Annotated in this window: 9 protein-coding genes and 4 tRNA genes; all 13 read right to left on the bottom strand. The window is 63.6% G+C overall.

The features are described from left to right. Window positions 1-6: 6 nt before the first annotated feature. A complete protein-coding gene (rpoB, locus tag N5D91_RS00105; protein ID WP_180854763.1) occupies window positions 7-4,161 on the bottom strand; it encodes a DNA-directed RNA polymerase subunit beta in 4,155 nt (1,384 codons plus the stop codon). A 326-nt stretch (window positions 4,162-4,487) separates the two neighbouring features. Beyond that, a complete protein-coding gene (gene rplL, locus N5D91_RS00100) occupies window positions 4,488-4,856 on the bottom strand; it encodes a 50S ribosomal protein L7/L12 (RefSeq protein ID WP_010480374.1) in 369 nt (122 codons plus the stop codon). 63 nt (window positions 4,857-4,919) lie between these two features. Continuing rightward, window positions 4,920-5,456 (bottom strand): 50S ribosomal protein L10, encoded by a 537-nt coding sequence (rplJ, locus tag N5D91_RS00095; protein ID WP_005408203.1) that lies wholly within the window; start codon window positions 5,454-5,456, stop codon window positions 4,920-4,922. Window positions 5,457-5,842: 386 nt separating this feature from the next. Further along, window positions 5,843-6,541, bottom strand: a complete 699-nt coding sequence (gene rplA, locus N5D91_RS00090; protein WP_004154350.1) for a 50S ribosomal protein L1 — start codon at window positions 6,539-6,541, stop codon at window positions 5,843-5,845. A gap of 4 nt (window positions 6,542-6,545) precedes the next feature. Further along, a complete protein-coding gene (rplK, locus tag N5D91_RS00085; RefSeq protein ID WP_004145248.1) occupies window positions 6,546-6,974 on the bottom strand; it encodes a 50S ribosomal protein L11 in 429 nt (142 codons plus the stop codon). A 298-nt stretch (window positions 6,975-7,272) separates the two neighbouring features. Next, window positions 7,273-7,833, bottom strand: coding sequence for a transcription termination/antitermination protein NusG (gene nusG / locus N5D91_RS00080; protein ID WP_004154362.1), 561 nt, complete (start codon window positions 7,831-7,833; stop codon window positions 7,273-7,275). A gap of 10 nt (window positions 7,834-7,843) precedes the next feature. Further along, window positions 7,844-8,257 (bottom strand): preprotein translocase subunit SecE, encoded by a 414-nt coding sequence (gene secE / locus N5D91_RS00075; protein WP_004154361.1) that lies wholly within the window; start codon window positions 8,255-8,257, stop codon window positions 7,844-7,846. Window positions 8,258-8,306: 49 nt separating this feature from the next. After that, a tRNA-Trp gene (locus N5D91_RS00070) sits at window positions 8,307-8,382 on the bottom strand. A 102-nt stretch (window positions 8,383-8,484) separates the two neighbouring features. Then, window positions 8,485-9,675 carry an elongation factor Tu gene (gene tuf, locus N5D91_RS00065; RefSeq protein WP_004154360.1) on the bottom strand — a complete coding sequence of 397 codons (1,191 nt, stop codon included), beginning with the start codon at window positions 9,673-9,675 and terminating at the stop codon, window positions 8,485-8,487. 41 nt (window positions 9,676-9,716) lie between these two features. Then, a tRNA-Thr gene (locus N5D91_RS00060) sits at window positions 9,717-9,792 on the bottom strand. 49 nt (window positions 9,793-9,841) lie between these two features. Then, window positions 9,842-9,915 (bottom strand) — tRNA-Gly (locus tag N5D91_RS00055). A gap of 24 nt (window positions 9,916-9,939) precedes the next feature. Beyond that, window positions 9,940-10,025: transfer RNA gene (locus N5D91_RS00050), tRNA-Tyr, on the bottom strand. A 137-nt stretch (window positions 10,026-10,162) separates the two neighbouring features. Continuing rightward, on the bottom strand, window positions 10,163-11,179 hold the full coding sequence (locus N5D91_RS00045) for an isoaspartyl peptidase/L-asparaginase (protein WP_164162552.1): 1,017 nt from the start codon (window positions 11,177-11,179) through the stop codon (window positions 10,163-10,165). Between the last annotated feature and the right edge of the window lie 116 nt (window positions 11,180-11,295).

Raw genomic sequence — 11,295 nt, 5'->3', positions numbered from 1 at the left:
CATGGATCAGTTGTCTTCCAGTTCCATGTTGATGGCCAGCGAGCGGATTTCCTTCACGAGCACGTTGAAGGATTCCGGCATGCCCGCGACCATCTCGTGCTCACCGTCGACGATGTTCTTGTACATCTGGTTGCGGCCCTGCACGTCATCGGACTTCACCGTCAGCATTTCCTGCAGGGTGTAGGCCGCGCCGTAGGCTTCCAGCGCCCAGACTTCCATTTCACCGAAGCGCTGGCCGCCGAACTGCGCCTTGCCGCCCAGCGGCTGCTGGGTGACGAGCGAGTACGGACCGGTCGAACGGGCGTGCATCTTGTCGTCGACCAGGTGGTTCAGCTTCAGGTAGTGCATGTAACCCACGGTGGTGTGGCGATCGAACGCTTCACCGGTGCGACCGTCGTACAGCTGGGTCTGGCCACTGCTCGGCAGGTCGGCCAGTTCCAGCATGCGCTTGATTTCCGCTTCGGTGGCGCCGTCGAACACCGGGGTGGCCATCGGCACGCCGTCGGTGAGGTTACGGGCCAGACGCAGCAGTTCCTCGTCGCTGAACTGCGACAGGTCGACACGGTTGGCCACGTTGGTGTCGTCGTGGTTGTAGATGTCGTCCAGGAACTTGCGCAGGTCGGCGACCGCCGCCTGGGCTTCCATCATCGCCTGGATCTTGCGGCCCAGGCCCTTGGCAGCCCAGCCCAGATGCACTTCCAGGATCTGGCCGATGTTCATACGCGACGGCACGCCCAGCGGGTTCAGCACGATGTCCACGGTTTCGCCCGAGGCCATGTACGGCATGTCCTCGACCGGCACCACGTTGGAGACCACACCCTTGTTGCCGTGGCGGCCTGCCATCTTGTCGCCCGGCTGGATGCGGCGCTTCACGGCCAGGAACACCTTGACCATCTTCAGCACGCCCGGGGCGAGGTCGTCACCGGCGGTGATCTTGCCGCGCTTGTCGGCGAAGCGACGCTCGAACTCCTTCTCGTGCGCCTGGATCTGCTTCTGCGCGCGCTCGATGGCTTCCGAAGCGTCCTCGTCCTTCATGCGCAGGGCGAACCAGTCAGCCTTCTTCAGGCCGTCGAGGAAGGCGTCGGTGATCACGTCACCCTTCTTCAGGCCAGCGCCACCGTTGACCACCTTGCCCACGATCTGCGAACGCAGACGCATGTAGATGGCGGCTTCCAGGATGCGGAACTGGTCGTCGAAGTCCTTCTTGACGCGCTTGATTTCAGACTCTTCGATCTGGCGGGCGCGCTTGTCCTTCTCGATGCCGTCGCGGGTGAAGACCTGCACGTCGATGACGGTGCCGTCCATGCCCGGCGGAACGCGCAGCGAGCTGTCCTTCACGTCCGAAGCCTTCTCGCCGAAGATCGCGCGCAGCAGCTTCTCTTCCGGGGTCAGCTGGCTTTCGCCCTTCGGGGTGACCTTGCCGACCATGATGTCGCCGGCGCGGACTTCCGCACCGATGTACACCACGCCGCTCTCGTCCAGGCGGTTCAGCGCCTGCTCGGAGACGTTCGGGATGTCGGCCGAGATTTCCTCCGGCCCCAGCTTGGTGTCACGCGCGACGCAGGTCAGCTCTTCGATGTGGATCGTGGTGTAACGATCCTCTTCCACCACACGCTCGGAGAGCAGGATGGAGTCTTCGAAGTTGTAGCCGTTCCACGGCATGAACGCGATCAGCATGTTCTGGCCCAGGGCCAGTTCGCCGATGTCGGTGGACGGACCGTCGGCCAGCACGTCGCCGCGGGCGATGACGTCACCCACCTGGACCAGCGGACGCTGGTTGATGCAGGTGTTCTGGTTCGAACGGGTGTACTTGACCAGGTTGTAGATGTCCACGCCTGCGTCGGTGGCGCCAACGATCTCATCCTCGTTGACCTTGACCACGATGCGGGCCGCGTCGATCTGCACGATCTCGCCACCACGACGGGCGTTCACGGTCACACCGGAGTCACGCGCCACGGCGCGCTCGATGCCGGTACCGACCAGCGGCTTCTGCGCACGCAGGGTCGGCACGGCCTGACGCTGCATGTTGGCGCCCATCAGTGCGCGGTTGGCGTCATCGTGCTCCAGGAACGGAACCAGCGCGGCCGCGATCGACACGGTCTGCATCGGCGAGACGTCCATGAAGTGGACTTCCGCCGGCGGCTTCAGCAGCGATTCGCCCTGGAAGCGGCACGGAACGAACTGCTCGGTCAGCACGCTGTCGGCATTGGTCAGGGCGTTGGCCTGCGCAATGACGTACTCGTTTTCTTCGATCGCCGACAGGAACTCGACTTCGTCATAGACCTTGCCGTCCACGACCTTGCGGTACGGGGTCTCGAGGAAACCGTACTGGTTGGTGCGGGCGTACACGGCCAGCGAGTTGATCAGGCCGATGTTCGGGCCTTCCGGGGTTTCGATGGTGCAGACGCGGCCGTAATGGGTCGGGTGCACGTCGCGCACTTCGAAGCCGGCGCGCTCACGGGTCAGACCGCCCGGGCCCAGGGCCGAGACGCGACGCTTGTGGGTCACTTCCGACAGCGGGTTGTTCTGGTCCATGAACTGCGACAGCTGCGAGGAGCCGAAGAACTCCTTGATGGCAGCGGCGACCGGCTTGGCGTTGATCAGCTCCTGCGGGGTCAGGCCTTCCGACTCGGCCATCGACAGGCGCTCCTTGACCGCGCGCTCGACGCGGACCAGGCCCACGCGGAACACGTTCTCGGCCATTTCGCCGACCGAACGCACGCGACGGTTGCCCAGGTGATCGATGTCATCGACCACGCCGCGACCGTTGCGGATCTCGGTCAGGACCTTGATCACGTCCAGGATGTCGGAGCTGTCGCCATGGGCGGCAACCAGGCGCTTGGACTCTTCGTCGTTGCGCTCACCGTAGTACTTGCGGTCGTACAGCACGGCTTCGCCGGTGGTTTCCTTGCGGCCCACGCGACGGTTGAACTTCATGCGGCCGACCGCGGACAGGTCGTAGCGCTCGAAGGTGAAGAACAGGTTGTGGAACAGGTTCTGCGCGGCGTCCTTGGTCGGCGGCTCGCCCGGACGCATCATGCGGTAGATCTCGACCAGGGCTTCCAGCTGGGTCTTGGTCGGGTCGATGCGCAGGGTGTTGGACAGGTACGGGCCACGATCCAGATCGTTCACCCACAGGGTGCCCACGGCATCCACACCGGCCTTGCGGAAGGCCTGCAGCTGCTCGTCGGTGATCTCGTCATTGGCCTGGGCCAGCAGTTCGCCGGTCGAAGCATCGACCACGTCGTGCGACAGGATGCGGCCGACGATGTAGTCGTCCGGCACGGCCAGGGCGGCGATGCCCGAGGCTTCCAGCTGCTTGATGTGGCGCGCGGTGATGCGCTTGCCGGCTTCCACGATGACCTTGTCGCCGTCGGCGAGGTCGAAGCCCAGGGTTTCGCCACGCAGGCGCTCCGGCACCAGCTCCAGCTGGACGCCTTCATCCGGGTTGATGTGGAAGGTGTTGATCTCGAAGAACTCGGCCAGCATCTCTTCGTTGCTGTAGCCGAGCGCGCGCAGCAGAATCGACACCGGCAGCTTGCGGCGACGGTCGATACGGGTGAACAGCGCATCCTTCGGGTCGAACTCGAAGTCCAGCCAGGAACCGCGGTAAGGAATGATGCGGGCGCTGTACAGCAGCTTGCCCGAGCTGTGGGTCTTGCCACGGTCGTGATCGAAGAACACGCCCGGCGAGCGGTGCAGCTGCGAGACGATGACGCGCTCGGTGCCGTTGACGATGAAGGTGCCGTTCTCGGTCATCAGCGGGATTTCGCCCAGATAGACCTCCTGCTCCTTCACGTACTTGATGGCCTTGGTCGACGACTCACGGTCGTAGATCACCAGGCGCACGGTCACGCGCAGCGGGGCGCCGTAGCTCATGCCACGCTGGCGGCACTCACGCTCGTCGAAGACCGGTTCGCCCAGCTTGTAGCCGACGTATTCCAGGGCAGCGTTGCCGCTGTAGCTGGCGATCGGGAAGACCGACTTCAGCGCAGCGTGCAGGCCGTGGTCCGTGCGCTTGGCCGGATCGACGTTTTCCTGCAGGAATTCACGATAGGAATCCACCTGGATGGCGAGCAGGAACGGCACTTCGAGAATCGAGCGCTGCTTGCCGAAATCCTTGCGGATACGCTTTTTTTCGGTGAACGAATAGGACGTCATGAGGTCTTCCACCTTGTTGTGCGGATCGTGCGCCCACGATCCGAAGGGAACTTGAAATTGTCAGTTGGAAGTCGCTGGTATTGCCGGCACCAGCACGCCTTCTCCCGCTACTTCCAACTGCCAACTCGTCTGCATCCACTCCCCCGCTGCCGCGCTCTGCGCTGGCCTGCCGGGGTCTGACCGCAGCCCGTGTTGGGCTTTTTGCCGCTCGTTACATCCACGCGTGGCGTGGATCTACAACCTTGCAACAACGACCAAAGGCCGGGGGCTTACGCCCCCAGCCTTGGCTGCATCGCCGTGAATCGGTGACGATGCAAGGTAACTGCTTACTTGACTTCGACAGTCGCGCCAGCAGCTTCCAGGTCCTTCTTCATCTTCTCGGCGTCGTCCTTCGAAGCGCCTTCCTTCAGGACGCCACCGGCTTCGGCCAGGTCCTTCGCTTCCTTCAGGCCCAGGCCGGTGATGGCGCGGACGGCCTTGATGACTTCGACCTTCTTGTCGCCGGCCGACTTCAGGGTGACGGTGAACTCGGTCTGCTCTTCAACAGCAGCGGCCGGGCCAGCGGCAGCAGCCACGGCAACCGGAGCAGCGGCGGAGACGCCGAACTTCTCTTCGATGGCCTTGACCAGCTCCATCACTTCCATCAGGGACTTCTCGGCGATGGCGTCGACGATCTGTTCGTTGGTAAGGGACATGATAAATACCTTTGGATGATTTTCTGGGTTGAGGTTCCGTCAGGAACCACGGTAAGTCGAAACTCAGGCGGTCTCGGCGGCCGGCTCGGCAGCGTCGGCGGCGACGTCGCCACCACCCTGCTTCTCGCCAACGGCCTTGATGGCGCGGGCAAACATCGTGACCGGCTCGGTCAGGACGCGGGCCAGCATGGCCAGGGCCTGGTCGCGGGTCGGCAGCGAGGCCAGCACGTCGACGTGGCTTGCCGGGAACACTTCGCCACCGATGGCGACGACCTTAGCCTTCAGCTTGTCGTTGCCCTTGGCGGCTTCCTTGATCAGGCGACCGGCAGCGCCGGGCTCCTCGAGCGAGAACGCGTACAGCAGCGGACCAACCATCTGGTCCTGGGCGACTGCGAACTCGGTGCCTTCAACGGCGCGCGAAGCCAGGGTGTTCTTGACAACCTTCAAGAAAACACCGGTTTCACGAGCCTGCTTGCGCATCGCGGTCATCTGGGCGACCGTGGTGCCAGCGTATTCGGCTGCGATCAAGGAGTGGGCCTTGGCGGCGACGTCTGCCAGCTCGGCGACTACTTCTTGCTTCTGGGACAGATTGAGAGCCATTGCACTCCTCCTATTGAACTCCGCTTACGGCTCCTGCCGTGTGCGGTCCTGTGCGGCATCCGTCCTGGACGCCGGGAACATCGGGATGATGTTCCGGGGGTGGGCCGTTCTAGACCTGGAGTGGGCCAACCTGGGAAACCCAGACGTGCGTGAACCAGAAAAACTCCAGAAGGGCACCATCTACGCAGGGTGATTCCGGGGAATCGATTAAGCGCTCATGACTGCTCCGGCGGCGACTCCTTGCCAGATCGAGCTTCCGTGCCCGTCGCCGGTATTGCCACGACCGCGCCTGCGGTCTTTGACGGCTACCGCGGGCGATGCACTGCCAGCGATGCCTTCAAATGTCACGGTCACGGCACCGAAGGTACCGTGACCGCTTGAAACAATTACTTCAGGGTCAGCGACGACTGGTCGACGGTGACGCCCGGGCCCATCGTCGAGCTGACCGAAACCTTCTGCAGGTAGGTGCCCTTCGAGGTGGCCGGCTTGGCCTTGATCAGATCCAGCAGCAGCGCGGTCAGGTTCGACTTCAGCGCGTCTTCGGCGAAGTCGGCCTTGCCGATGGTGCAGTGGATGATGCCGGCCTTGTCGGTGCGGTAACGGACCTGACCCGACTTGGCGTTCTTCACGGCTTCACCCGGGTTCGGGGAAACAGTGCCGACCTTCGGGTTCGGCATCAGGCCGCGCGGGCCCAGCACGGTGCCCAGCTTACCGACGACGCGCATGGCGTCCGGAGTCGCGATGACGACGTCGTAGTTCAGATCGCCGGCCTGCATCTTCTCGGCCAGATCGTCCATACCGACGGCTTCGGCGCCAGCGGCCAGGGCTTCGTCAGCCTTGGCACCGGCCGGAGCGAACACGGCGACGCGGACCGACTTGCCGGTACCGGCCGGCAGCACGGTGGAGCCACGGACCTGCTGGTCGGACTTCTTCGCATCGACGCCCAGGCGCACAGCGACGTCGATCGACTCGACGAACTTGGCCTTGGTGGCGCTCTTCAGGATGTTGATCGCGTCCTCGAAGGCGTATGCCTTGCCCGGAACGACGGCGGCCTTGATGGCCTTCTCACGCTTGGTCTGTGCCATCTTATTAACCCTCCACCACGAGGCCCATGGAACGGGCAGAGCCAGCGATGGTACGCACGGCGGCGTCCAGATCGGCGGCAGTCAGATCCGGTTCCTTCGCCTTGGCGATCTCTTCCAGCTGCTTACGGGTGACCTTGCCGACCTTCTCGGTGTTCGGGCGCTTGGAGCCCGACGAGATGCCAGCGGCCTTCTTCAGCAGGGTGGTGGCCGGGGTGCTCTTGGTGATGAAGGTGAACGTACGGTCCGAGTAGGCCGTGATGATCACCGGAACCGGCAGACCCGGCTCGAGCTTCTGCGTGGCAGCGTTGAACGCCTTGCAGAATTCCATGATGTTCAGACCGCGCTGACCCAGCGCAGGACCGACCGGCGGCGAGGGGTTGGCCTGACCGGCCTTCACCTGCAGCTTGATGTAACCGACAACTTTCTTTGCCATGAGTATGCTCTCCGGGTGCTAGCGCCTTTCGACAACAGGCTCCCCATCGGACCGGGAATCACGCGTCCCGGCATCGCGTTTTGAAATCATGCCGAAGGCCACCTTGCGGCGGCCTCGTCCCACTGGCTTCCCAGCGGGGAGCCGCGCACTATAACAGGTTTTTTCTTCACATGCCTGAAGCGGCACATAAACGGACGAAACCGGGCAGAGCCCGGTTCCCCTTGTAGAGTCGAGCCATGCTCGACTGCACCGCCATCCGGAGCCTGGAGTCGAGCATGGCTCGACTCTACAAGACCGGTCAGACGGCCTTTTCGACCTGGCCGAACTCGAGTTCGACCGGGGTGGCACGACCGAAGATCAGCACCGAGACGCGCAGACGGCTCTTCTCGTAGTTGACTTCTTCGACGACGCCATTGAAATCGTTGAACGGGCCGTCGGTGACGCGGACCATCTGGCCCGGCTCGAACAGCACCTTCGGACGCGGCTTCTCGACACCTTCCTGAACGCGATTCAGGATGGCCTCGGCCTCGGAATCGGCGATCGGCAGCGGACGATCGGCGGTGCCGCCGATGAAGCCCATCACGCGCGGGGTTTCCTTGACCAGGTGCCAGCTTTCGTTGTCGATGCGCGGAATGCCGGCTTCTTCGTGGGTCTCGATCTGGACCAGCACGTAACCCGGGAAGAACTTGCGCTCGGAACGGCGCTTCTGGCCAGCGCGCATCTCGACCACTTCTTCGGTCGGGACCAGGACGTCGCCGAAGCGCTCTTCCATGCCGTCACGGACGATGCGATCACGCAGAGCCTGCGCCACCGACTTCTCGAAGCCCGAATAGGCGTGAACGACGTACCAACGCTTCATGCAATTCTCCTTAGCGGCTCAGGAACCACTGAGTCAGTTTCTGGATCAGGAAGTCGAAGCCACCCAGCAGCAGGCTGAGGATGAGCACCACGACGATCACGACCCAGGTCATGCGGATGGCTTCCTGGCGCGTCGGCCAGACCACCTTGCGCAGTTCAAAGCGCGACTCGGAGAGGAATTCGCGGGTGTCGCGCCCCTTGCCGGTCAGCATGAACACGCCGATACCGCCAACCAGACCGACCACGACCGCCAACGCACGCAGCTGACCTGCCCACGCACCCAGCTGGGCGGCGCGACCAGAGTCGGCGGAGAACCAGAACCAGACGAACAGACCGGCCAGCACCAGCAGCGATGCGGCGACATACTTGACGATATCTCCACCGTGGGCGGAGTTGTCCTTGGAGTGTTCGATCTTGCTATTCATCCGGCTGTGTCTGCTTTAGCGGCCCAGGCCGCTGGATAAGGTGGGCAGATGGCACGCCAGGAGGGACTCGAACCCCCAACCTGCGGTTTTGGAGACCGCTGCTCTGCCAATTGAGCTACTGGCGTACGTTGAAAACTTGCCTTCCCTTAGACGGCGAAGGCGGACCGAGGTTCCCGGCCCGCCATTCGCGTAACCGGCGGCGCTATGCAACCACCGGTACTGCAGGCTTACTCGATGATCTTCGAGACCACGCCGGCGCCGACGGTACGGCCACCTTCGCGGATGGCGAAGCGCAGGCCTTCGTCCATTGCCACCGGGTTGATCAGGGTGACGACCATCTTGACGTTGTCACCCGGCATCACCATTTCGACGCCTTCCGGCAGAGCAGCTGCGCCGGTGATGTCGGTGGTGCGGAAGTAGAACTGCGGACGGTAGCCGTTGAAGAACGGGGTGTGACGGCCGCCCTCGTCCTTCGACAGGACGTAGACTTCGCCTTCGAACTTGGTGTGCGGCTTGATCGAACCCGGCTTGGCCAGGACCTGGCCACGCTCGACGTCGTCACGCTTGGTGCCGCGCAGCAGCAGGCCAGCGTTGTCGCCTGCCTGACCCTGGTCCAGCAGCTTGCGGAACATTTCAACGCCGGTCACGGTGGTCTTCTGCACCGGACGGATGCCGACGATTTCGATTTCGTCGCCAACCTTGATCACGCCGCGCTCGATACGACCGGTCACCACGGTGCCGCGACCCGAGATCGAGAACACGTCTTCCACCGGCATCAGGAACGGCTTGTCGATCGCGCGCTCCGGCTCCGGAATCCAGCTGTCCAGGGCGTCGACCAGCTTCAGGATGGCCGGCACGCCGATGTCGCTCTGGTCGCCTTCCAGCGCCAGACGGGCCGAACCAGCGATGATCGGGGTGTCGTCGCCCGGGAAGTCGTACTTGCTCAGCAGCTCGCGCACTTCCATCTCGACCAGCTCGAGCAGCTCGGCGTCGTCAACCATGTCGGCCTTGTTCAGGAACACGACGATGTACGGCACGCCGACCTGACGCGACAGCAGGATGTGCTCGCGGGTCTGCGGCATCGGGCCGTCAGCGGCCGAGCACACCAGGATCGCGCCGTCCATCTGGGCGGCACCGGTAATCATGTTCTTGACGTAGTCAGCGTGGCCCGGGCAATCGACGTGGGCGTAGTGACGGACCGGGGATTCGTATTCGACGTGCGCGGTCGAGATCGTGATACCACGCGCCTTTTCTTCCGGCGCGGCGTCGATCGAGGAGTAATCCTTGAACTCGCCACCGAAGCGCTCGGCACCGATCTTGGTCAGTGCGGCGGTCAGCGTGGTCTTGCCGTGATCGACGTGACCGATGGTGCCGACGTTGACGTGCGGCTTGGTGCGCTCGAACTTACCCTTGGCCATGGCTGCTTATCTCGAATTCGTCTGAGAGGTGATGCTTAAGATGGTGCTCACGAAAGGAATCGAACCTTCGACCTCTTCCTTACCAAGGAAGTGCTCTACCGACTGAGCTACGTGAGCCGAGTTTTGCATTATGACATGAACTCGATAAGATTCAAAGTTCATCCAATGGAGCGGGAGACGGGAATCGAACCCGCACCATCAGCTTGGAAGGCTGAGGTTCTACCATTGAACTACTCCCGCGCCGGGAATGTCACAACGTGAAACTGGTGGAGGGAGGTGGATTCGAACCACCGAAGGCGTAAGCCAGCAGATTTACAGTCTGCCCCCGTTGGCCGCTTGGGTATCCCTCCTTACCACCCCATTCCGTTGCCGCCGAAGCGTTGCGGTGTGTGGTGGTGAGCCGCTTATTCTGCTGATGGGACGGGGGGCTGTCAACGCTTTTTTCCATCTTTTTCACACGTTGTCGCAAACCCATTGATACGCAAGGTTATTGACCGGGGACCGGCAGGGTCTCGCTGGCGAAAATTGCGACATGGGGGACACCGTCGGCGCCAATCCACCCTCGATACATGCCCTGGGTGTTGAACGGCGCGGCCATTTTGCCGTCTGCGGCGAGCACGATCGCACCGCCGTCGCCGCCCATCTTCGGAATCGTCTCGTTGATCACGCCCCTGCCTGCCTGCGCCGGGGTCTGCCCCTGGTAGCGCATGCGCGCGCAGATCTCGTGCGCGGCCGCGGTGCGGATGTAGTACTCGCCCCAGCCAGTGCCCGAGACCGCACAGCGCGCGTCGGCCCAGGTTCCGGCGCCGATGATCGGGGAGTCGCCCACCCGACCATAGCGCTTGTTGGTCATGCCGCCCGTGGAGGTGCCGGCGGCGAGCTGCCCCTGTGCGTCCAGGGCGACCGCGCCCACGGTACCAAAGTGCTTTGCGGTCTCCAGGTCGGCATGCGCCTGGCCACTGGCTTCTTCCTTCAGCGCGCGCTGCAGCTGCTGCCAGCGCTTCTCGGTGCGGAAGTACGACGGATCCACCAGGGGAATGCCCTGCTCCACCGCAAATGCTTCGGCGCCCTGCCCAACCATCATCACGTGCCTGGACTTCTGCATCACGGTCTGTGCCAGCAGGATCGGATTGCGCACCCGCTGCACGCCGGCCACCGCACCCGCAGCCTGGGTGGCCCCGTCCATCACTGCGGCATCCAGCTCGTTGTGGCCGTCATGGGTGAACACCGCGCCCTTGCCGGCGTTGAAGGTCGGATCGTCCTCCAGCACGGTGATTGCCGCGGTGACCGCGGCAAGCGCCGGGCGACCGGCCGCCAGTTCGGCATGGCCCTTCAGCAGCGCTGCGCGCAACGCATCGCGCGCAGCCTTCTCTTCGGCCGGCGACAGGTCCTTGCGCTCGACGCCGGCGCCACCGTGGATGACCAGCAACGGCGAGGTCGCCGGAGCGGCCTGGGCCAGCAATGGCAGGGACAGCAGCGCGGACAGCGCCAGGCGGAGTTTCATCGGATACGTCTCCAGCAGGTGTAGTGAAGGGTTTGCACGGGTAGTGCCGGCCGCTGGCCGGCAGGGGCTGCATCAGGGCAGACCGGCTTCCGGCCAGCGGCCGGCACTACCGGGAA

The sequence above is a fragment of the Stenotrophomonas sp. GD03794 genome (assembly GCF_029842145.1).
GTDB lineage: Bacteria > Pseudomonadota > Gammaproteobacteria > Xanthomonadales > Xanthomonadaceae > Stenotrophomonas > Stenotrophomonas riyadhensis.
Note: the sequence above shows the minus strand (reverse complement) of the source record. Positions and strands in the feature narration are given on the sequence as shown.

What these genes read in the sequence shown, in the direction of transcription:
- rplL (WP_010480374.1), bottom strand. Translation starts at nt 4,856, where the DNA reads ATGTCCCTTACCAACGAACAGATCGTCGACGCCATCGCCGAGAAGTCC.
- rplJ (WP_005408203.1), bottom strand. Translation starts at nt 5,456, where the DNA reads ATGGCTCTCAATCTGTCCCAGAAGCAAGAAGTAGTCGCCGAGCTGGCA.
- tuf (WP_004154360.1), bottom strand. Translation starts at nt 9,675, where the DNA reads ATGGCCAAGGGTAAGTTCGAGCGCACCAAGCCGCACGTCAACGTCGGC.
- rplA (WP_004154350.1), bottom strand. Translation starts at nt 6,541, where the DNA reads ATGGCACAGACCAAGCGTGAGAAGGCCATCAAGGCCGCCGTCGTTCCG.
- rpoB (WP_180854763.1), bottom strand. Translation starts at nt 4,161, where the DNA reads ATGACGTCCTATTCGTTCACCGAAAAAAAGCGTATCCGCAAGGATTTC.
- secE (WP_004154361.1), bottom strand. Translation starts at nt 8,257, where the DNA reads ATGAATAGCAAGATCGAACACTCCAAGGACAACTCCGCCCACGGTGGA.
- nusG (WP_004154362.1), bottom strand. Translation starts at nt 7,833, where the DNA reads ATGAAGCGTTGGTACGTCGTTCACGCCTATTCGGGCTTCGAGAAGTCG.
- rplK (WP_004145248.1), bottom strand. Translation starts at nt 6,974, where the DNA reads ATGGCAAAGAAAGTTGTCGGTTACATCAAGCTGCAGGTGAAGGCCGGT.
- N5D91_RS00045 (WP_164162552.1), bottom strand. Translation starts at nt 11,179, where the DNA reads ATGAAACTCCGCCTGGCGCTGTCCGCGCTGCTGTCCCTGCCATTGCTG.